The sequence below is a fragment of the Vibrio chanodichtyis genome, assembly GCF_028863985.1.
Classification (GTDB): Bacteria; Pseudomonadota; Gammaproteobacteria; order Enterobacterales; family Vibrionaceae; genus Vibrio; species Vibrio chanodichtyis.
In genome coordinates, this window is sequence record NZ_JARBFT010000003.1 from 244,160 (window position 1) to 266,522 (window position 22,363).

At 46.2% G+C, this 22,363-nt stretch carries 21 protein-coding genes; 17 read left to right on the forward strand and 4 right to left on the reverse strand.

What is annotated here, in order from left to right; genetic code table 11:
• The first annotated feature begins 111 nt into the window (after positions 1–111).
• The 6 genes from PUN32_RS04750 to PUN32_RS04775 all read left to right on the forward strand — a co-directional run bounded on the left by PUN32_RS04750 (position 112) and on the right by PUN32_RS04775 (position 4,971).
• A complete protein-coding gene (locus tag PUN32_RS04750) occupies positions 112–789 on the forward strand; it encodes a DUF3334 family protein (protein WP_274722012.1) in 678 nt (225 codons plus the stop codon).
• 135 nt (positions 790–924) lie between these two features.
• Complete coding sequence (locus tag PUN32_RS04755; RefSeq protein ID WP_274722013.1) at positions 925–1,608, forward strand: DUF2786 domain-containing protein; 684 nt, start codon at positions 925–927, stop codon at positions 1,606–1,608.
• 94 nt (positions 1,609–1,702) lie between these two features.
• Positions 1,703–2,716 (forward strand): J domain-containing protein, encoded by a 1,014-nt coding sequence (locus PUN32_RS04760; protein WP_274722014.1) that lies wholly within the window; start codon positions 1,703–1,705, stop codon positions 2,714–2,716.
• A 132-nt stretch (positions 2,717–2,848) separates the two neighbouring features.
• Positions 2,849–3,031 carry a hypothetical protein gene (locus tag PUN32_RS04765; protein WP_274722015.1) on the forward strand — a complete coding sequence of 61 codons (183 nt, stop codon included), beginning with the start codon at positions 2,849–2,851 and terminating at the stop codon, positions 3,029–3,031.
• Positions 3,032–3,313: 282 nt separating this feature from the next.
• Positions 3,314–3,715, forward strand: a complete 402-nt coding sequence (locus PUN32_RS04770) for a hypothetical protein (protein WP_274722016.1) — start codon at positions 3,314–3,316, stop codon at positions 3,713–3,715.
• A 149-nt stretch (positions 3,716–3,864) separates the two neighbouring features.
• The gene (locus PUN32_RS04775; protein WP_274722017.1) at positions 3,865–4,971 is read left to right on the forward strand and encodes a phosphoribosylaminoimidazolesuccinocarboxamide synthase; all 1,107 of its coding nucleotides are present in this window, start codon (positions 3,865–3,867) and stop codon (positions 4,969–4,971) included.
• Positions 4,972–5,045: 74 nt separating this feature from the next.
• On the opposite strand, the gene PUN32_RS04780 is transcribed toward PUN32_RS04775, so the two are convergent.
• Complete coding sequence (locus PUN32_RS04780; protein ID WP_274722108.1) at positions 5,046–5,411, reverse strand: transporter; 366 nt, start codon at positions 5,409–5,411, stop codon at positions 5,046–5,048.
• Between the two features lie 423 nt (positions 5,412–5,834).
• On the opposite strand from PUN32_RS04780, the gene PUN32_RS04785 reads away from it, so the two are divergent.
• The 6 genes from PUN32_RS04785 to cydC all read left to right on the forward strand — a co-directional run bounded on the left by PUN32_RS04785 (position 5,835) and on the right by cydC (position 13,368).
• The gene (locus PUN32_RS04785; protein ID WP_274722018.1) at positions 5,835–7,523 is read left to right on the forward strand and encodes an NAD-dependent malic enzyme; all 1,689 of its coding nucleotides are present in this window, start codon (positions 5,835–5,837) and stop codon (positions 7,521–7,523) included.
• A gap of 59 nt (positions 7,524–7,582) precedes the next feature.
• Positions 7,583–7,912: a DUF3392 domain-containing protein gene (locus PUN32_RS04790; RefSeq protein WP_274722019.1), complete on the forward strand. Its 330-nt coding sequence runs from the start codon at positions 7,583–7,585 to the stop codon at positions 7,910–7,912.
• Complete coding sequence (locus PUN32_RS04795) at positions 7,885–8,643, forward strand: SanA/YdcF family protein (protein ID WP_274722020.1); 759 nt, start codon at positions 7,885–7,887, stop codon at positions 8,641–8,643. The genes PUN32_RS04790 and PUN32_RS04795 overlap by 28 nt, the downstream gene beginning before the upstream one ends.
• A gap of 151 nt (positions 8,644–8,794) precedes the next feature.
• Positions 8,795–9,751: a thioredoxin-disulfide reductase gene (gene trxB / locus PUN32_RS04800; protein WP_274722021.1), complete on the forward strand. Its 957-nt coding sequence runs from the start codon at positions 8,795–8,797 to the stop codon at positions 9,749–9,751.
• Between the two features lie 115 nt (positions 9,752–9,866).
• Positions 9,867–11,654 (forward strand): heme ABC transporter permease/ATP-binding protein CydD, encoded by a 1,788-nt coding sequence (cydD, locus tag PUN32_RS04805; RefSeq protein ID WP_274722022.1) that lies wholly within the window; start codon positions 9,867–9,869, stop codon positions 11,652–11,654.
• Complete coding sequence (cydC, locus tag PUN32_RS04810; protein WP_274722023.1) at positions 11,647–13,368, forward strand: heme ABC transporter ATP-binding protein/permease CydC; 1,722 nt, start codon at positions 11,647–11,649, stop codon at positions 13,366–13,368. The genes cydD and cydC overlap by 8 nt, the downstream gene beginning before the upstream one ends.
• A 113-nt stretch (positions 13,369–13,481) precedes the next feature.
• Here the strand turns inward: cydC and serC are convergent, their stop codons facing one another.
• Entirely contained in the window at positions 13,482–14,576 is a 1,095-nt protein-coding gene (serC, locus tag PUN32_RS04815) for a 3-phosphoserine/phosphohydroxythreonine transaminase (RefSeq protein ID WP_274722024.1), read from the reverse strand.
• A 120-nt stretch (positions 14,577–14,696) separates the two neighbouring features.
• On the reverse strand, positions 14,697–15,962 hold the full coding sequence (locus PUN32_RS04820; protein WP_274722025.1) for a DUF945 family protein: 1,266 nt from the start codon (positions 15,960–15,962) through the stop codon (positions 14,697–14,699).
• A gap of 222 nt (positions 15,963–16,184) precedes the next feature.
• On the opposite strand from PUN32_RS04820, the gene PUN32_RS04825 reads away from it, so the two are divergent.
• The 3 genes from PUN32_RS04825 to PUN32_RS04835 all read left to right on the forward strand — a co-directional run bounded on the left by PUN32_RS04825 (position 16,185) and on the right by PUN32_RS04835 (position 19,372).
• Positions 16,185–18,131, forward strand: a complete 1,947-nt coding sequence (locus PUN32_RS04825) for an ATP-binding protein (RefSeq protein WP_274722026.1) — start codon at positions 16,185–16,187, stop codon at positions 18,129–18,131.
• Positions 18,128–18,625, forward strand: a complete 498-nt coding sequence (locus PUN32_RS04830) for a response regulator (RefSeq protein WP_166013177.1) — start codon at positions 18,128–18,130, stop codon at positions 18,623–18,625. Before PUN32_RS04825 ends, PUN32_RS04830 begins: the two co-directional genes overlap by 4 nt.
• 198 nt (positions 18,626–18,823) lie before the next feature.
• Positions 18,824–19,372 carry a hypothetical protein gene (locus tag PUN32_RS04835; RefSeq protein ID WP_274722027.1) on the forward strand — a complete coding sequence of 183 codons (549 nt, stop codon included), beginning with the start codon at positions 18,824–18,826 and terminating at the stop codon, positions 19,370–19,372.
• Positions 19,373–19,511: 139 nt separating this feature from the next.
• Here PUN32_RS04835 and PUN32_RS04840 read toward each other — a convergent pair whose 3' ends face one another.
• The gene (locus tag PUN32_RS04840; protein WP_274722028.1) at positions 19,512–20,099 is read right to left on the reverse strand and encodes a TfoX/Sxy family DNA transformation protein; all 588 of its coding nucleotides are present in this window, start codon (positions 20,097–20,099) and stop codon (positions 19,512–19,514) included.
• 386 nt (positions 20,100–20,485) lie between these two features.
• Between PUN32_RS04840 and PUN32_RS04845 the strand changes: the two genes are divergently transcribed.
• Positions 20,486–21,406, forward strand: a complete 921-nt coding sequence (locus tag PUN32_RS04845) for an HDOD domain-containing protein (RefSeq protein WP_274722029.1) — start codon at positions 20,486–20,488, stop codon at positions 21,404–21,406.
• A gap of 17 nt (positions 21,407–21,423) precedes the next feature.
• Positions 21,424–22,329: a lysine exporter LysO family protein gene (locus PUN32_RS04850; RefSeq protein ID WP_274722030.1), complete on the forward strand. Its 906-nt coding sequence runs from the start codon at positions 21,424–21,426 to the stop codon at positions 22,327–22,329.
• Positions 22,330–22,363: the final 34 nt, after the last annotated feature.

Genomic DNA, 22,363 nt, shown 5'->3' on the forward strand with positions numbered 1-22,363 from the left:
GATCAAATCAGAATCTGAATGCCAGAATGCGCTGCAACAGAATTTTTTCAACTTTATGTATTGCTTACCTATTCTGTTATTTATCTCTCTAGAACTGTATGGAAAAAAACGATGAAAAAAAATCACATAGTCACCACCGAAGATATTTTACTTATGCTGTGCCAATCGGTTTCTACGGTTCTCACTTCCGCGACGCATTCACCGGTTCACTATTCTGCGATGGTACAAAAAATTAATAAAACCTCGCTAAAACCGGATTTTGGCTGTTTTGTCCTATTCGATGGTGGATTCACTGGATTAGTGGTGATCAACTTTGCCGCCAAAGCTGCACTTGAGATTTACACCAATTACATGCGCAATATGGGCATGCCAGAAGAAGAATTGGCCATTTTACACACCTCAGATGAGGTTGGAGATGTGTTAGGTGAGCTGATGAATCAGTTGGTGGGCGATTTTACCAATAAAGTGCGCAAACAACTGCAAACCAACATCACCCAAAACCAACCGAAAATGCTGTCACTTAACAAACAGGTTGTGCTGTCGGTTGATACCAATTTAGACCGTCCACAAGCACGCCGAGTGACCTTTTCTACCGCCAATAACAATATTTTCTACCTAGAATTGGCGATGGATAAAACTGAGTTTATTCAACTCGAAGAATTTGATGTGCAAGAGGATGAAAGTCCAGACGATATTTTACAAGCCGCTCAGCAACAACTATCATCGGTTGCCGCGCCTTCTGCAACTGAAGCAAGCGCTGAAGATTTACTCGCCCAGCTCGGGCTTTAACTTTACTCTTCACTTATAATCCATTGCTAATCAGAGCCATCTTGCAACAGATGGCCTCTTCCCTTTTCCTTGGCGGCCAAAAAGGCTAGAATGTCGGACTTTTCTTTCGCTGTACCGAATCTGCTTTACTGATCAATGGATAAACAAAAAGCCCTTAAAAAAATCGCTAAATGCCTTGAGTTAGGCAATTCTGCCAACGTCAATGAAGCCGCGAATGCAATCAAAATGGCGCATAATTTGATGCTCAAGTACGGTCTTGATAAAGACGATATTGAGTTCATCAAAATGGGGAAAACCCAGTCAAGCCATTTGCTGCCCGCCGCCATATCCTCAGGTATTTTGCGGGTGATCCGCGGAATTAATACTCGTTTTGGCGTAGAAGCGGTATTGCTTAATCACAAGGGGTTAAAACGCGTTGAGTTTATTGGCGAAGCGGATCGCGCCATCTTTGCGGCATTCGCATTTGATATTATTTATCGTGAAATGAATGAGCACACGGGCCAATTTCGCAACAGCTTTGCCGGCAGCGGCACTTCTTCCCTCGAGGTCACTCGGCGCGTCAACTCTTTTGTTTCCGGTTGGATTGAAGGTGCGTTAGAAAAATTACCGATCATCACTCCAGATGATGATTCAATGAACAAAATCAATAGCTACATTGATAAAGAATTCGAAAATATTGACCGTGAAACCTTCAAACAACAATTAAGAGAAGCGATGAAAAATCTCACCGCAGACTACGAGACTGGCCTTAAAAAAGGGCGCCGTGTATCAGTCAATCGGCCGATCCACGGAGCACAAGCGCCGAAGCAGTTGAGATAATGCTGGGTTAAGCACGGCAAAAATGCATCGGCGAGCCACACAACGCTAGCGGATTGTTGGCTAAACTTTTTATCTTGTTAAGGAAAAAAAGACCATGAGTTTACGCCGTTTATGGTTGTGTTTGCTCTTATCATGCCCACTGGCCGCCAACGAACTGAGCGAACTGCTCTCGCTTGCCAACGCGCAAAACCCACAGGCGCAATACCAACTCGCCCTAGCTTACCAAACGGGCAGCTCGGTAACACAAAATCAACATGAGGCATTTTATTGGTTTTTACAAGCCGCCGAGCAACAGCATCCTGCAGCAATGGCACAAGTGGCCAATAGTTATATGACTGGGCAAGGGGTTGAACCCGATGCACTGCAAACTCAATACTGGCTCACTCAATTAGCCCTTAGCGGCAATATTCGCGCTACCACCACCTTAGCCGCATGGTACCAACAGCAGACAGCCCCCATCTCGACATTCGACTTAGCCGAGATTTGGTATCGAGTGCATGCCAAGCAAGATCCTCAAGCCGAGCAAGGTTATGCGGATTTACTCGAACAAAAATTCAATCAGCAGCGTGAAAAACAGCTCAATAGCATAGCGCAGTTCGACCAATTAATAGATCAAGACCTCAGCTTACCAGCGACAACGCACGAGCCCACCAGCCAGCAAGATACTCAAACCGATTGGTGGCCGTTCACGCTCAGCATATTATCACTGTTAATGATGGCATTGATCATTGTGCTACGCCGCCATTGGCCACCACGACACCGTCGACTTGCAGCGCCTGACCGTGAATTACATACTCAACTCCAAGCACAGCAATTGACGATAAAACGCCAAAAACAACAATTGGATCAGTTACTTCAAACTTGTCAACGCCTGCAACAGCAATCCTACAATGCTGATCAGCAAAAGATGGTAATGGCATTGGCACAGATGGGCTTTGAACCGACTCAGTCACTTGATATTAAATCGGTTAAACTGCGCTATAAGCAGTTATCAAAAATTTACCATCCCGATCTAGGCGGCAGTGAACAAGAGATGAAACGGCTTAATGGCGCCGTAAAAATGGTTATCGATTCGCTACATCATCCACAAATCAAACAAACTGAGTGATGCTCACCACTGTTCAGTCAGATCTTGCGCTGTGCGATCGGTCGCTTCCCATCACAAATCACTCACTTTTTTTGCCCACTCATGCGATAATTTGCGCAAAATTTACGCCTGATTTTGCTGGGAGAATAGACCATGTATAGCGTAATAGGCACCTGTGATTGGTGCAAACAGGCAAAACCACTGATAAAACATCAATACCTCGATGGCAAGGCTCATTATTCCTGTGCCAGTTGTAATGAGTTGGCTCGTTTGGATGTTCGGCAATTTAACTTAGCTGAAATGGCATTGCGAAACACACAGCAAGCTATACGCTAATCCCTCTCTGGCTTGAATGAGAAAAAGCACCTTAGTGTGCTTTTTCTGTTTTATTACCAACCCTCACTGATTTAACTCACGTGCTGCCGCTCACAAAACTCAACCATGCCGAATATCTTGCTTGAACGAACACAAAATTAATAATCAAATAAAATCAATTAGATAAAATTGCACATAGCATCCACAATCGACAGTTGTGTTTTTTTTACCCAAAAATAAGTTGCAAAATCAGCCAACCAATAATACTGTTATTATATACAGCATGGATAAAGAAACAGCATTATGTGGCACTCTGACTTCAAACCTTTTAGCAGACATGTATCGCGCACTCGGCATCGCTTACCCACGACTCATGAGTCAAATAATATCGCTCACTTTATGCGCCAACTCGCTCGTTTATCTGAGCGAGCACAGTGGATCCTGTATACGGCGCAATGCCAACGGCCCAGCACTCAATCATTGAGTACCCATCACATTGACTGCGGCAAAGTGATCCACCTTAAAGCATCAAAATCTCACTCTGAAGCTGAGATTGTCGCGCAAGCCATTGCTTGCCGTACCGCCAGTGCGATTGTGGCCTCCAGCGCGATAGACCAAGAGACTCAGCAGCAGCTGCAACATTTTGCCCAACAGAATGACTGTGCGCTGTTTTTCATCAAGCAAGCCCCACTCGCTCTGCATTGAGCGTGGTAGGAATGGGTTATAACAATTTAAGCAAACGTTTGCTTTTTATCTGGCGACAGAAATTAGTTCTGGTATTATGCGCTCAACAGGTGATTTTCCACCACGGTCAATCACAAAAATGATGTTTGAATCCAGATAGGAATGTCTCAATGAGCCTTGCAGATCAAGTCCTTGCCGTCAATGACGACCTCCCAATTCGTACTCATCAACCGGTTCACAGCGGCAAAGTCCGTTCTGTGTATTGGTTGACCGAGCAAGATAGCCGCCGCCTAATCAAAGAAAAAGGTTATCCGGTGACCGCAGACGCTCCCTTAGCCATCATGGTGATCAGTGATCGTATTTCGGCATTCGATTGTATTTGGCACGCAGAAGGGGGGGTACAGGGTGTGCCGGGCAAAGGAGCGGCATTAAATGCCATTTCCAATCACTGGTTCAAACTGTTTCAACAGCACGGATTGGCAGATAGCCATATTTTAGATATTCCGCATCCATTGGTATGGATTGTGCAAAAAGCACGCCCAATCAAAATTGAAGCCATTTGCCGCCAATATATTACCGGGTCGATGTGGCGTGCTTATAGTAAAGGCGAACGCGAGTTTTGCGGGATCACGCTACCTGAAGGACTCGCAAAAGACCGTCCATTACCAGAGCTGCTATTGACTCCATCAACCAAAGGTATTTTGCGTGGTATTCCCGGCGTACCTGAAGCCGATGATGTCAATATTTCGCGCCAAGACATTGCAGAAAACTACGCTGCATTTAACTTTAACCAACCACAAGATATTGATCATTATGAAATTTTGCTCAAACAAGGTTTCTCGGTGATCCGTGAAGCGCTAAGCGCTGTTGGGCAAATTTTTGTCGATACCAAATTTGAATTTGGTTACGTGACCGATGCTCAAGGGCAGCAAAAACTGATCTATATGGATGAAGTAGGGACGCCTGACTCATCGCGAATTTGGGACGCTGAGCAATATCAACAAGGTAAAATTGTCGAAAACTCCAAAGAAGGGTTCCGCCAGTTCCTGCTCAACTATTTCCCTGATCCAGACATTTTGCTCAATAAAGAGCGGATGCCGGAACGTGAAGCTTTAGCGCGTGATAATGCACTGCCTCTACAAGCGCTATTAGATATTTCACGCACCTATCTTGGGATCGCAGAAAAAATCACCGGTAAGCCAATTACGCTCAGCACTCAACCAAAACAAGAGATCATCGACATTTTGGATAAAGAGTACGGTTTGATCGAACACTAAATAACATAATGCACAAAGGGGCATGAATGCCCCTTTGCTTGCTCACCCTCTCACAATTAACTGGCTAATTTCATTTACCATTTAATTAACAATTCATCTTGATTGGTGGCTTCAATACAGGCCGCACTTTTGGATTGAATCATAGTTAACTGCTGCTCATCGAGAGCATAAGGCATTACTAACGTCAGCTCTTCAATCCCTTGCTGTTTGGCTAATTTAACCAAAGTGATCACATTTGATTCATCACTGCGTCGGGTAGAGAGCTGCTTTAACGCAATATCCCATAGCCGATCTTGAGGACTTTGCGGCTCAAGGCCATGATCTTGCCCCATCGTTTTTGACCAATCGCGGCCAAACACCGAGGCCAATAAGCTAATTGCTTCAGCAAAAGTCCATTTTTGGCTGCATGACACCCCTAAGAAGGCGGTATAATCAAACACAGCGCTGATCCTTGCCTTTTCCATTCTGTTCTCCGACACAATTGGCAACCCAACACACTATTAACTAATCTTTTTTATATAGCAATACGATATATAAAAAAGGTCTTTTATACTTTAAAAACAAATTAAAAGGCTATATAAAAACCAAATTAATAACACTAGAGATACATATTTTATATGATATGTGCTTAGTTGATTAATATTTCCATACTCAAATGAAATCTTTTCCCCAGAAAGCAATAATCCATGTTCATCATATTATCGCTAAACGATTGATGAATAATTGAACCATAAATATGGCAAATTATGTACTCGTGCACAGAAGCATAATAATCAAAAACAGCCATCCGATTGTCCACTTACAATTCAGCTCGCAAATCGGTATTCTTTTGCGGTCTCTGCTACCCTATCAACAGGTCGACTATGAATAACGATAAACGTCCACTCTATATCCCCTATGCTGGCCCAGCTCTGCTCAGTACTCCGTTGCTTAACAAAGGCAGCGCTTTTAGCGCAGAAGAACGTGCTTCATTTAACCTCGAGGGCTTATTGCCCGAAGCCACCGAAACCATCCAAGAACAAGTGGTGCGCGCTTATCAGCAGTATCGTGGCTTTGAAAGCGATATGGATAAACATATTTACTTGCGCAATATTCAAGACACCAACGAAACCCTATTCTATCGCCTGGTACAAAACCATATTTCAGAAATGATGCCGATCATCTATACCCCTACTGTCGGCGCAGCGTGTGAAAATTTTTCTAATATTTATCGCCGTGGTCGTGGGCTATTTATCTCTTATGCGAATCGTGATCGCATCGATGACCTACTCAATAATGCTGCCAACCATAATGTCAAAGTGATTGTGGTTACCGATGGTGAACGCATCCTTGGCCTTGGTGACCAAGGCATAGGCGGGATGGGGATTCCGATTGGTAAGCTGTCGTTATACACCGCCTGTGGTGGAATTAGTCCCGCTTACACTTTGCCAGTGGTGTTAGATGCCGGAACCAATAATCCACAGCGTCTGGCGGATCCAATGTACATGGGCTGGCGTCATCCGCGGATCACAGGGCCAGACTACGACCAGTTTGTTGATGAGTTTATCCAGGCGGTGCAGCGTCGCTGGCCTGATGCTTTAATTCAATTTGAAGATTTCGCCCAGAAAAATGCCATGCCACTGCTTGAGCGTTATAAAAATCGCGTGTGCTGTTTTAACGATGATATTCAAGGTACCGCGGCGGTAACGGTCGGCTCTTTATTAGCGGCTTGTCAAGCCGCTGGAAGTCAACTCTCGCAGCAGCGGATCACCTTTTTAGGTGCTGGCTCTGCCGGTTGTGGGATTGCCGAAGCGATCATTGCGCAAATGGTCTCGGAAGGCATCAGCGATCAACAAGCACGTTCACAAGTGTATATGGTCGACCGCTGGGGACTACTCGAAGAAGGTATGCCCAATCTGCTCGATTTCCAACAGCGTTTGGTCCAGAAAAAAGCCAGCACCCAACATTGGAGTACCGAACAAAGTGGCTACTCACTGCATGATGTGATCCGCAATGCCAAACCGACCGTATTGATCGGCGTTTCTGGCGCACCGGGGCTATTTAGTGAAGAGATCATCAAAGAGATGCATCAGCACTGCCCACGACCGATTATCTTTCCACTGTCGAACCCAACCAGTCGAGTCGAAGCGCTGCCAAGCGATATCATTCGCTGGACCAATGGTGAGGCTTTAGTCGCCACGGGGAGCCCATTTGATCCCGTATTACACGACGGTAAAACCTACCCCATTGTACAATGCAACAATAGCTATATTTTTCCAGGCATCGGCCTTGGGGTGTTAGCGGCCAATGCACGCCGAGTTACCGATGAAATGCTGATGGAATCCAGTCGAGCGTTAGCCAGCAGCTCGCCGATGGCGATCTATGGCCATGGGCCATTATTACCGCCGTTGGAATCGATCCATTCTGTATCGAAAAAAATTGCTTTCGCGGTAGCCAAAAAAGCCATAGAGCAAGGTATGGCACCAGAAATTACCGACGAAGCGCTAGAGGCATCCATTGAGCAGCACTTCTGGCAACCGGCTTATCGCCGTTATAAGCGCACGGCCTTCTAAGCGAAACCGAACAGCCCCGAGTAACAGGGGCTGTAACAACCATCCAATAAGTGGAAACCATGCAACTTTTTGATTTTTTATCGCCCGCCGGCCAAATTCTGCTGCCTTACTTGAATGAAATTGCCACAGCACTGATCGCTTGTGGGTTAGTCATGTTTGGCGGTGAGATGAATGCATTTTTGCGTCAAACATTGCGCAATCAACATTTTCTGGTACGAACCCTAGCATTTATCTTTATTAACGCGTTTGGATACGGTTTAATCATCATCAAAGCAACCCCTTACCTTGCGCAACTCTTCGCGCAGTTGGATTCAGGTATCATGCTGACTGTTATCGTAAGCTGTTTTATTGTGATAGGCCTATGGGCACAAAGAAACCGTCAAATCTAACTCTACGCCGAATCAGCGTGGCTATCGCGACACCATTGTGCCATTTACCTTGGCGTAAAATAAGCAATACCCTGCTATTGGTGTTGAGCTTGGTGTTGGTTAGCTTATTGGCGATTGATCGTTGGGTTACTTGGCAGACGCAAAGTAACATCATTAACGACACACAAAGCGCACCGTCTTTTCAAGTCGCGGTGGTGCTGGGTACCAGTAAATACATAGGTAGAACACTCAACGAGTACTACATCCACCGGATTGATGCCGCGATCGAGCTTTACCAACAAGGTAAAGTTAGCAATTTCTTGCTCAGTGGCGACAATGCGCATCGCTCATACAACGAACCTTGGACCATGAAACGCGACTTACTGCGAGCAGGGATCCCCAATGAGCATATTTCTCTCGATTATGCCGGTTTTCGTACCTTAGATTCGATAGTCCGCGCTAAAGCGATTTTTGATACCGACAATTTTTTGATCATTACCCAGCGTTTTCATTGTGAACGAGCCCTGTTTATTGCTCACTTTCAAAATATCCAAGCATCCTGCCTCGCGGTCCCTGGACCGAGCAGCCATTCCGGCTTCAAAGTGCGTTTACGTGAAGTGTTTGCGCGCGCTTACGCAGTGTTTGATCTCTTTGTGCTCAATACCCAACCGAAGTTTCTTGGCCCTAAAGAGCCTATCATTATTGAACAAAGTGAAGTCACAGCAAGCGAAAGCCCGCCATCAAATCCATAGTTGTCAGCGACGCTAACCAATTTGCTCGGTAAACCACTTTTCTTCACTCACCACATTCCCTACAATCAAAAGCGATTCTTATCATTCGCTTATGTTTTATCACTAGAACAAGCAATGAGCCAATGCCCTTTCGTCCTTATTGGAGTGCTCCATGAGTAACGTGAAACACAGCAAACTGCTAATTTTGGGCTCTGGCCCTGCTGGGTATACTGCCGCGGTTTACGCAGCGCGCGCTAACTTAAAACCGGTGCTGATCACCGGTATGCAACAAGGTGGTCAATTGACCACTACGACCGAAGTCGAAAACTGGCCCGGTGATGCCGAGGGTTTAACCGGACCCGGTCTGATGGAACGAATGCAAGAGCATGCACAGCGTTTTGAAACAGAGATCGTGTTTGATCATATTCAATCGGTCGATCTCTCTACCCGCCCATTTCGTTTAACTGGCGATAGCCAAACCTACAGTTGTGATGCGCTGATCATCTCAACTGGCGCATCGGCGAAATATCTTGGTTTGGACTCGGAAGAAGCGTTCAAAGGCCGCGGGGTTTCAGCTTGCGCCACCTGTGATGGTTTCTTTTACCGCAATCAAAAAGTAGCGGTGGTGGGCGGTGGCAATACCGCGGTTGAAGAGGCGCTTTACCTGTCTAACATCGCCGCCGAAGTCCATTTGATCCACCGCCGTGATAGTTTCCGCAGCGAGAAAATCCTGATTGATCGTCTGATGGAAAAAGTCGCCAACGGCAATATTGTGCTGCACACCCATCGCACGTTAGAGGAAGTGCTCGGTGATGAGATGGGTGTTACAGGGGTGCGTCTGAAAGATACTCAATCCGATGCCACTGAAGATTTGGCTGTTATGGGGGTCTTCATTGCCATCGGCCATCAACCCAACTCGCAAATTTTTGCCGATCAACTTGAGATGAATAACGGTTACATTGTGGTGCAATCCGGTCTAAATGGTAATGCCACCCAAACCAGTATTGAAGGTGTGTTTGCCGCCGGTGATGTGATGGATCATAACTATCGCCAAGCAATCACTTCCGCTGGTACCGGTTGTATGGCAGCCTTGGATGCCGAGCGTTATCTAGACAGCCAAGCCAAATAACCAACCGTTCACGTTAGGCTGGTTTTTATTTCCCCAAGCCCGCTAGGTATTACCGGCGGGCTTTTCTTTGTATACTGGCGCCCATTACAATTATTATGCTCATAAAGTCTTGCCAATGGATAACCAAAAACAGCGCAGTTTAAATCTGTGGCTCAAACAGCAAAGTCAACGCGCTAAACGGTGGCTTGCCATCGCCATAGGATTGGGAGTGTTATCAAGCCTATTTCTAGTGGCACAAGCGGCGTTGCTTGCCTCGATCTTGCATCAGCTGATCATTGAACAAATCGATAAACAGTTGCTGATCCCACACTTTTTCGGCTTAACACTGCTGATTGCACTGCGTGCCCTCTGCGCTTGGGGACGTGAAATCGCTGGCTTTCGCTGCGGTGAAGAGATCCGTCGTTATATCCGTCAATTAATTCTCGATAAGCTGCGGGAACTGGGGCCGGCTTATATTAAAGGCAAGCCAGCGGGCGCGTGGGCAAGCTTGCTATTAGAGCAAGTCGAAGAGTTACACGACTTCTTTGCGCGTTACCTACCACAAATGGCGCTGGCCGTGCTAGTACCGTTGGTGATCTTGGTGGTCGTGCTTCCGGTCAATTGGGCGCCTGGATTGATTTTCCTGATCACGGCACCGTTAGTGCCGCTGTTTATGGCCTTAGTCGGCATCAAAGCGGCAGAAGCGAGCCGTAAAAACTTTAAAGCACTACAACGCTTATCAGGCCATTTTTACGATCGTCTACAAGCGCTCACCACGATCCGCCTGTTTGATCGCGCTGGTGCAGAAACCGAGCAAATGCGAGCTGCATCGGAAGTGTTTCGTCACCGCACCATGGATGTATTGCGTATCGCGTTTCTCTCCTCGGCGGTACTGGAGTTTTTTACCTCAATCTCGATTGCGCTAACTGCGGTTTATTTCGGCTTTAGTTATATTGGAGAGCTGAATTTTGGCTACTACGGTGCCAGCGTAACCCTGTTTGCCGGACTGTTTGTGCTGATTTTAGCGCCGGAGTTTTATCAGCCACTGCGTGATCTCGGCACTTATTACCACGCTAAGCAGCTAGCGGTCGGAGCGGCAGAATCGATTGTCGATTTTCTCGACACTGAGGCCGCAGCACTGCACAGTGGCCAGCAAACGCTCGCGGCCGAGCAAGCGATTGAAATCGTCGCCGATCAACTGATCGTACTCAGCCCGCAAGGTCAACGTTTAGCCGGACCACTCTCTTTTACCCTACAAGCGGGCCAAACCAGCGCCTTGGTAGGGCCAAGTGGCGCAGGCAAAACCAGTTTAATCAATACCATTTTGGGCTTTATGCCCTACCAAGGTAGCTTAACCATCAACGGTATTGAACTGCGTGAATTAGATCATGCACAGTGGCGACAAACCATCAGTTGGGTCGGCCAAAATCCGCTACTACTGCACGGCAGCATTCGTGACAATGTCACACTCGGTAAGCAGGAGATCACTGAACAACAACTGAATCAAGCGCTGCAATCCGCTTACGCGACCGAGTTTGTGGCACAGCATGGTTTAGACTATCCCATCAGTGATCGCTCACAAGGTCTATCAGTAGGTCAAGCCCAGCGTTTGGCTTTAGCGCGTGCCATGTTACAAAATGGCTGCTTCTGGCTACTCGATGAGCCAACCGCTAGCTTAGATGCTCGTAGCGAGCAATATGTGATGCGTGGACTGAAGCGCAGTATTCAACAGCACACCGCTTTATTGGTGACTCACCAGTTACAGCCACTGCATACGGTCGAGCAAATTTTAGTGATGGAACATGGCCTACTGGTGCAAACCGGTCATTTTGATCAATTAAGCCAACAAACCGGCTTATTTGCCACTCTGCTCGCAGCCAACCAAGCACAACAAATCGCGGCGCAAGGGGATCTCGATGCGTGAATTGCTACCTTACCTAAAATTGTATAAAAAACATGCTTTCAGCTTAACCCTTGGTATGCTACTCGCACTGCTCACCCTACTCGCTTCGATTGGCTTGTTGATCCTGTCCGGCTGGTTTTTATCGGCAGCCTCCGTCGCAGGGTTAAGTATTGCCAGAGAAACCTTTAACTACATGTTACCCGGTGCCTTTGTGCGCGGCTTTGCCATGGGGCGTACCGCAGGCCGTTGGGGAGAGCGTGTGGTTAGCCACAACGCGACCTTCAAACTGCTGACCGATTTACGGGTATTTTTCTTTGCCAAGCTTACCCCACTGATCCCTGGGCGCTTAAGTGCAGTACGCGATGCCGATATGCTGAATCGCATCGTGGCCGATGTTGATGCCATGGATCATGTTTATCTACGTTTAATCAGCCCGGTCACCGTCGCGGTATTGGGGATTGGTGCGCTCACCAGTCTTATTGCTTGGTTTGATCGTGAACTCGGCATCACGCTAGGCGCGCTGCTGTTAGTGATCATCCTGGTATGGCCAACGCTGTTCTACCACTTAGGCAATCGCAACGGCCAGCAGCTCACTCAGCATAAAGCCGAACTGCGTATCCGTACGCTCGATTGGTTGCAAGGGTATAGTGAATTAACTATTTTTGGTGCAGAAGCTCACTATCGCCAAGCGATCTTACGCATTCAAGATAAACTGCTACTCAATCAATCGATGAATGCAAAAATTTCAGGATTAGCTCAATCACTACTGCTACTGGCGAATGGCTGGACATTAGTACTCATGCTGTGGCTAGCCGCCGATGGGGTGGGTGGACGCGCGCCCGATCCACTGATCGCACTAGTCGCGTTTGCCACACTAGCCAGCGTAGAATTACTGATGCCAATGGCAATGGCATTCCAACATTTAGGCCAAACCATGACTTCGGCTCGTCGGCTGAATGAAATTATTCTCGCTAAGCCCGAAGTTGAATTTGCGCCACACTCAGCCGCGCACAATGGACGGTACGATATCGCTTTGCAAAGCGTGAGTTTTGCTTACCAAGCTCAGCAATCCAATACGATCGATAACCTAAGTTTAACCCTGAGCACAGGGCAAAAAGTGGCGATCGTGGGGCAAACTGGCTCGGGTAAATCGACTTTAATTCAGTTAATTTGCCGTTATTGGGATGTAGACTATGGGCAAATTACCATCGGTGGCAGCGATATTCGCCAATGGTCAGAAAGTGACTTGCGCGCGGCGATCAGCGTGGTCAGTCAGCGAGTGGATATTCTCAACGGCACACTGCGGGATAATCTGATCTTAGCCAAACCCAGCGCAAGCGATGAGCAGTTAAGCCAAGTTCTGCAACAAGTAGGATTGGATCAACTGCTAGAAGACACCGCGCTCAATACTTGGCTGGGAGACGGCGGTCGTCAACTCTCGGGTGGTGAAAGACGGCGGATCGGCATTGCTCGCGCTCTACTGCATAATGCGCCGATTTTATTACTCGATGAGCCAACTGAAGGCTTAGACAAACAGACTGAGCAGCAAATCATGCAGCTACTGCAAGCGCATTTTGCCGAGAAAACCGTGCTATTGATCACCCACCGGCTGGTTAATCTTGAGCGGATGGATGCGATTGCGCTCATTGAGCACGGCCAGTTAGTGGAATACGGTCATCACCATGATCTGCTTGCCAAGCAAGGCCGCTACCATCAGTTAACTCAAACCCTGTAACCTTATGAAAAAAATCCCTAAAAGCTTTGATTAATCAGCCTTTAGGGATCCATCATTTTTGCAAGTCATCCGCTAGAGTGATCGATTAGCTTAATGATCGCGTCAATGCGAAATTAAGCATATTGCTCAGCAAACTCACGCATAAAATCAACCAAGGCTTGTACACCTTGCAAGGGCATCGCGTTGTAGATCGAAGCTCGCATGCCTCCCACCACTCGGTGGCCTTTCAACGAGACCAGCCCACGAGCTTGCGCCAATTCCAAGAAAGTACTGTCCAATTCCGGTTTCGCCAGTTGGAAAGGCACATTCATCAACGAACGGTTCGCTGGGTGAATATTATTACGATAAAAATCCGAACTATCGATATAGTCATATAGCAGTGCAGCTTTCGCACGGTTGACTTGCTCAATCGCTCGCACCCCACCTTGCGCTTTCAACCACTGAAACACTAACCCAGAAAGGTACCAAGCAAACGTTGGCGGAGTATTGAACATTGAGTCTTGCTCAGCCAAAATCTTGTAATTAAGCACACCTGGTAGTAAATCACTGGCCAGATCTAACAAATCATCACGCACAATCGCAATACAGATCCCAGCCGGGCCGATATTTTTTTGCGCTCCCGCATAAATGACACCGTACTGCGACACATCGATTTCACGAGACAAAATGGTCGATGACATATCGGCGACAATCGGTTTATCGGTTACCGGTAAATCGTTAATCTCAATCCCATCAATCGTTTCGTTAGGACAAAAATGCACATAAGCAGCCTGCTCAGCAATGCGCCATTCGCTGGCCGGTAACACCGCAACTTTGCCCTCTTTTTCAATTTTGGCATCGAAAACATCCACCGAGCAGTATTTTTTCGCTTCTTTGACCGCACTAGCTGCCCAATAACCCGCATCAATATAGGTTGCAGTCTGCGCCGATCCTAATAAATTGAGCGGTACTGCAGCAAATTGCGCCCGTGCGCCACCTTGGCAAAACAGCACTTTGTAATTGTCTGGAATGTTGAGAAGATCGCGCAAATCGCGCTCTGCCTGTTCGGCAACTTGAATAAATGGCTTACTGCGATGGCTGATCTCCATCACCGAAGTACCGAGGTGATTCCAGTTTACCAACTCCGCTTGTGCCTGCAGCATGACCGCCTTAGGCAAGGCAGCTGGGCCAGCGCTAAAGTTGTAAACCGTATCGGTATTGTGCTCCATGTGTTGTTTGCTCCTGCTAACGAAAAGTGTTGTGATTAATACCACTTTTTCCCGCAGATAAAAAGCGCGAAAAGAGACCTTACGGCCTCTTTTCATCAGCAAACCATCGTTAGCAACAAGCTAGCCTTGCGACATCAACAGCGGCATGATCAGCATCATTAATGGCATGGTTTTTCCGCTTGGGAACACCACGTTACCGTCTTTAATTTCGGCTTCCAACGTATAACCTTGCTCATTTTGAGTCATCATCTCCATCATGACCAATTGATCCACCGCCTGCTGAATGAAAGGAAAACTTTCGGCAAGCTGATGAGAGACAAATGTTTTGCTTTGCCCGGTTAAGGCTGGGATCACCGCTAATGGATCTTGCAGCAGATTTTGTGTACCTTCTGGCACCGCGAGTCGCCAATCAGAGGTGACATGACCACCAGAAATTTTGGCGGTAAATTTATCAATCGCAATAAAAAAACCTTGCTGAAACAACGCATCAACTTGCGGCAGAATTTGTGCAATATCTTGCTCACTCATTTCTGGAGCATTTTGATATAGTTGAGATAGCGCCTTAGTCGCCTCGGTATCGAGATCACCCAGCGTAAAATCTAACCCAATATCCTGCCATTCCCCCTCGCTATATTGCAGCTTAGCAATCTGCATTTGATGGGCGGTCGTAAAACGAGTCAGAGTCTTATCCAACGCAGAAGTAAAATGGTAGGCAAAACCATCCAAATCCAATTCGGTTTGGCCTGCTTGATTGACGCCCAGTTTACCCAGTCTGAAATTCTGCGCACCGAGCCACAAGCCATCACTCTCTTTACCTTGTCCCTCTAGCGTCATTTGGCTCAACACCATTTGGGCTTGATTTTCAAAATCAAACACGACGTTCGGCATGCTGAGTTGGAAGGTAATTTCCCCTAATTTGGTCACTGAGCCAGTCAGTTGCGTCGGCTCAATCATCACACTGACCGGCACTTCGCCTTGGAACATATAATTCCATTGTTCCAAATTGACAGTGTAGTCAGTATTGCCATTTAAATGCGTAGTCGAGTGCATCTGCACCGGAAACTGTGGATATTGTGGCAAGGTTGAGATGGCCGCAATACCGAACAGACCATGTTGTAGTTGACTATCGACCAAAATTTCACTGGGGATCCCTTCGGCTTGTAGCTGCGCAGCCAAGATTGGATCACTAATTTGATAACGGGTTTGCATGTGTGATGAGAGATAACCACGCTGATAACTTACCAATTCCGCGGTGATCGATGAGCTTTCGAAACGGTTAAGGCCATCTTTAATCACTGATTCCCCAATTTGCCCAACCGCAAGCGGCCAGCATAACCCTAGCGCAACAGCCCCACCCACGGCACCGATTATTTTTATTGATTTCATCGTCGTCTATTTCCTTGCGATTGAATCTGTGTAGTTTAGGTGACCAAACACTGACAAGATACAAATAATTGTCAGTATTAGGGCAAACTCCTAGCAAAGTATGAAATAAATCAGAGTATTGAATTGCAACACTGTCGATCAGAAATTCTTCAACTCGGCTCCCATTTCCCTTACGCTATCCCTGCTACAGTAACCATCTAACCCGTGGCCAGAGAATACGTTGTGAATCGGTATGCCCTACTCATTTTAGACAACCATCCACTAAGCGTTGCAAATTGGTGTCAAGAATTGGCGAGCTTTGCTGGAAAATTCAATATCTACAGCAGCGGGTCTGTCGAAGAGGCTGAGCAACAACTTGAGTTTATAGAACAAAGTGAACAAATCGTCGCATTAGTTATCGCTAGCCATCATCCAGAGCTCAATGGGGCTGAGTTTTTGATCCGACTCGATAAAATTGCTCATACCAAATTCGCCCGCAAGGTTCTGATCAGTGGTGACGAGGATATCCAAGCTATTCTCAATGCAGTCAATGAAGGGCGTTTAGATTACTGCCTAACTCAACCGCTACCAGAGCATGCTCTCTACAAAACCGTGGTACAAGAACTCACCTCTTTTGTGCTTGAACACGATAAAGACAATGTTCTCTCTTACAGTGCAGTGCTTGATCAGCAACGCTTATTACGCGCGCATATCGATAATAAAATGCGTAGTTATCGTGAAGGATTCATCTCTGACTACCACCGCCTGTCAGATAATGAATTAGCCGAAAAGGTGATTGGTGCTCTGCATCAAATTTTTGCCGAGCAAGATGATACCCAAGCGTGTCGCAGCTATTCGGCCCAACATCTGCTGACTAAAGAAGGCGAGCCAAACCGCTTTCTGTGGTTTATCACTGAAGGCGAAGTGGCGCTGTATAAGAAAGATGACCTTGGTCAGCAACGTGAAGTGGTACGTCACACCAAAGGCAATATTGTCGGTGGCATGTCATTTGTTACCGGTGAGCCATCATTTTCGACCGCCATCACCTTAACCAAAACCGCAGTGATCAAACTCGACCGCGAGGTGTTTGCCAAAGTAATGCATAACGACACCAGCTTATTGCCACTGTTTACCAACTTATTGCTGCGCCATTTCAATCGTCGTTTACAACGTAGTATCACCACCAAATTGGAGTTACAAAAAACCCTCGACTCACTCGAATCGGCCCATCAGCAATTAATGGAACGCGAAAAGATGGCTATGCTCGGTCAATTAGTCGCGGGGGTGGCTCATGAATTGAACAATCCAGTAGCGGCCATATTACGCGGTACCGAAACCCTCTCGAGCCATATTGGCCATCTGCTCAATGAAGAACAACGTACCCAAATCGAATTGGGGGCAAATTTATTGCGCCAAGCAATGCAAGCGCGCCCCATATCCACCTCACAAGAACGCAGCAAAGCCAAACAGTTGGAAACCATCATTCATCATCGACTACTGGCCAAAAAAATGGTCAAACTGGGTCTCGATGACAATCAAAATTTAATCCAATTCGCCAAAAGCGATCCTGACGCGGCACAAAAACAGCTAGAACAATTAGAAAGCTACCATCTCACGGGTAGTACTTTGCGTTCGATTCAAGTCTGTGCACAGCGTATTGCCGATATGGTCAAAAGCCTGAAAGGCTATGCAAGGCCGGACGATGAAACCTATCGCTTAACCGATATTCATGAAGGGATAGAAGATACTCTGGTCATTTTCGAAAATCGCTTGAAACGACACACGGTAGAAAAAGAATACGCCGCACTACCACTGATTTACTGCTTACCTATCGCGTTACAACAAGTGTGGACCAATCTAATTTCCAATGCGATTGATGCATTTCCTGAACATGGCCGATTACGGATTGAAACCGAGCAACAGCATTATCAAGATCAAGAATACGCCGTGATCCACATTACTGACAACGGATGTGGCATTCCAGCACAACTCACCGAGCAGATTTTTGCCCTCAACTATACCACCAAGCGCGAAGGCAACTTTGGGCTTGGTATTGGTCTGTCGGTATGCCAACAGATCATTCAACAACATCAAGGTTGGATTGAGGTCAAATCTGAGCCCAACCAATACACCAGCATGACCGTGTGGCTCCCTTTAGTCGCACCAAAGTTGGCCAGGAGCAAGCCATGAACAAATATCTGATTTTATGTGTAGATGATGAACGAGAAGTGCTCGACAGCGTGGTGCAAGATCTCGACTGTTTCGAACAGCACTTTATTATTGAAGCAGCACAATCGGTGGCAGAAGCCAAATCGGTGATTGAAGATTATCGAGATGAACAGGTCGCGTTGGCGTTAATTCTGTGTGATCACATTATGCCAGAGCAGACTGGGATCCAATTTTTGATTGAATTAAATCAAGATGTGGATACCGCTAAAACGCGCAAAATGTTACTCACTGGTCAAGCAGGATTGGAAGACACGGTACAAGCGGTTAATCATGCCAGCCTACACTTCTATATTGCTAAACCGTGGCAAGGTGAACAATTACGACAAGTGGTCAAAGAGCAGCTCACGCACTATGTGATTGCCAACGAAAGTGATCTAATGCCTTGGATCCAGATTTTGGACGCTGAAAAAATCCTCAATGCGATTGCAGCAAAAAGAATGAGCTTTGGTGAGTAGCGTCAATCCGAATTTGGCATCTAATTTGCTTAAATTTCATCTAAACGACAAAACTCTGACATTTTTTGATAGTAGCGTGATACATCAATGCTTTATGATGTCAAACCATGAACCCGGAGCTGATGTATGGCTTCAGCCGTTGCCTATTCGTCCGCAGCGGCCTTGGAATTAATCTGAAGAGATAGGTTTATCTTAATTATGCGTAAAACAATCCTGGTAACTGCACTACTTCTTGGCGCAGGTTCAGCGGTAGCTCAAGGTGAGCGTGATAACCGCGCAGTAATGAGTAACTTTAGTTATGACTACCTAGAAGCGCGTATCGGCGCTAGCCCTATGACTTTTGGTGCTGCGATGAGCCGCTCTATTCATCCCAATGCGCACGCAATTGCTCGGATCGATTCAGAGTTCGAAAGTGATTTCGACTTTGCTGCAGGATTAGGCTTCCACGCTCCAGTCAACAACTGGGCTGATTTGACTGGGGAAATGTTATTTCGCTTAGTTGATGATCGCAAACGCTCTAGCGCTGATACCGGAATGGAACTGAATATCGGTATTCGCCAATGGTTAGGTCCACAGCTTGAAGTCGGTGGCAAAGCGGGTTATGTCTCGATTGATAATAATGACGACTGGTTAGGCTCAGTGTATGCACGCTTCCATGCCACCGAATTGTTTGCACTCGGAGCGGAAGCGCGCTTTAACGATTTTTACAACGATCAGGTGATGTTTACTGCTCGCTTTAATTTTTAAACGCACTTGGTTAACCACCAATAGCGTTTAACCTTATCCGCTGTAGCAAGTCACAAATGCCACAAACGATTGATAAACATAAAAAAATAAGCCGGTATCATCCGGCTTATTTTTTATCACGTTAATGGTGTGGCATGTTTCAACGTAGCTGACAACTTTCCAGCAACTGACGCTTACGTGGCTCTTGCAGCAGTTTCCAATGAATACTCTCAATCGCACCGGCAAACTTCCACAATAACTTCACATCAACATCGCTACCATAAGTCTGACGCACCTTATTAAACACCGCTGGCGCACCTAACTTAATAAAGGTTTCAACATCATCGATACCGGCTTTTTTTACCATGCGCTCTAAGGTGAGTTGCATATTGGGCAGATCACGTAGACGACGACTAGCGACTGAACGTTGAAACTCACGCTGATCCACCGAAAATTGAATAGAACGCTCGATAATCGAATCTAGCTCTGGATAATTTTGCTCATAAAGATCGGTAATATCATAATAATTCACTGTAGCCGTAGTCTGTTTTTTGACATGACGATATTTTTCACACCCTAAATCAATCAGCTCAGGGTCTAACTCCTCGCAACCGCGGATAAAAATACGCTCTTCACTAACCAACACGTACATCGCATCGTGCTGAAACAACCCGATACCACCAAACATAGAACGTCTTTGATATGCGCCAAACTTAGTTATGTAATTTAAAAACTGTTGCTCATTCATATCCATTGATCCTTTAATCATATTCCCCGATTAAGGAAGATCACCAGATAGCAGCAATAAAGCGAAAATATGAATTTCTTAGCAAGCCTATTCAATCTTTAGTATTGGCTTGCTTTTTTTTGTGTAGACAATGATAGTTAACGAAGCAAAATAAGTCCGGACTTATCTCACACTGATGCAATTTGATCTGGGCACATTATGAGATCAGTATCACAGTGTCAATTTTTTGTTGACGCCGCTAATTAAGCCAAAAACATTCAAGCAATCAATACGTTTTAGCCGTAATTCAAACCAAAGTTATTCGAGGCGTAAAAAGCTTGGAACTGTTTGCTTATTTGGTTTAGCGATAGTAAAAATGCAGCTCACTTTGCTTGATCGTGTATTTTATGAGTCACCTATCTTTTTACTGGTTACCAGAAACAAAACATCAACTCATCCAAGGATTGGAAACTGAGTTTGCGCAATTGGTCGAGCTTTCGATTAGTACTGGGAAAATCTCCCTCCCCCCTATTTCGGATGTGGTACTGAAAATTCAGCGGCTGTGTTTGATTGAGTCAACTTCGATCTCCGATGTGGCCGATTGCTTGATTGAAGATCCAGGCCTGTCGGCTACGGTCATTCGAATCGCCAACTCGGTGGTCTTTAATCGACGTAACATTACCTGCAATGAGATTGTGACGGCCGTTTCTCGACTGGGTATTTTACGGGTACGTGATATAGTCACCGCGCAAGCCATCGAACAGCTCAAACATTCGGTCAATCTGAATAAAGCGTGCCATCATATCTTGGTAAAAAGCGCCATGGCATCGCGTGAACTGGGTGCGACAATGTTACTAGTGGCACAAACATTCAAATCGATTGATCCGAAAAAATACCACTGTCTTGAGTTAGAAAAGGCATTATTAGTCGGTTTATTGGCGGATATTGGTCTATTCTGTCTAGTCAATGAGTACCATCTGTATCTGCAACACGGTCATTATCTCGACCCGAACATTGCGCTGCAAATCTTCCAGTCACAATGTTCACCGATCAGTCAATCAGTCTTGCAACATTGGGGATTCGATAGCGACTTTTTAGAAGTGTCATGCAATAGTGAATTAATCAGCGCCCGACCAGAAGTGAGTTATCTGGATGTTGCGCGTATCGCACATCATCTGCTGCTCTTTAGAAAACGAGATGAAGCACTAGATGATCACGAGGTTGAGATCAACGCGGAAGGCGCAGAAGTGCTTTACCAACTCAGCAATATGAGTGAGATGGAATTTAAACATAAGTTAAGTGATGTGATCAGTGCCAGCGGTATCTGAAGCACAGTGAGGAAATTATGCTATCAGGGATGATGTTTATTTTGGCACCACTACTGGTCGGTTATCTGGTTACCCTCCATAACCCATTACACCTGCATCGGTTGAGCCGCGCGACTTCACATCTAGTATATGTGATCCTATTTTTAATGGGCTTAAGTTTGGCAGGGTTAGATAATCTACAAGCCAATCTACAGACTATCGTTAAATATAGTGCGGTCTTTTTCGTGATACTAGGCACATGTAATTTACTGGCGCTACCTGTAATTGATCACTATTTGCCACTGCGTACCGACACCAACCACACTAAACTATCGCTTTCAAGCATGATGTTAGAGTCAGCCAAACTGATTTTGGTGGTTGGCGCAGGACTAGTAATCGGTATTTTACTTAATCAAAATCTAGCGTGGGTGGAATCAGCTAGCAGTTGGATTTTATTTCTGCTGCTGTTTTTTATCGGTATTCAACTGCGCAATAGTGGCTTGTCATTAAAACAGATCCTGCTCAATAAACATGGCATGATCATCGCTGTGGTCATCGTCGCCACAAGTTGGTTAGGTGGCGTACTCGCCGCCTGGCTGCTCGATATGCCACTCTATCAAGCACTAGCAATGGCTTCCGGGTTTGGTTGGTATTCGTTAGCTGGAATTCTGGTCGGCGACGCATTCGGCCCAGTATTAGGTGGTGCATCGTTTATGATTGAACTGCTGCGTGAACTGGTCGCACTGGTGTTGATCCCGATGCTGATCCGCCGCGTGCCATGCACCGCGATTGGTTATGCTGGAGCCACGGCGATGGATTTTACATTACCGGTAATTCAGACCACTGGCGGGGTAAAATGCGTCCCGGTAGCGATTGTAAGTGGGTTTATTCTGAGTCTGTTAGTTCCGATTTTGATCTTATTTTTTGTCTCTCTTGCCAGCTAAAGCGTAAGATTCGATTTGTATATGGTTGACATTT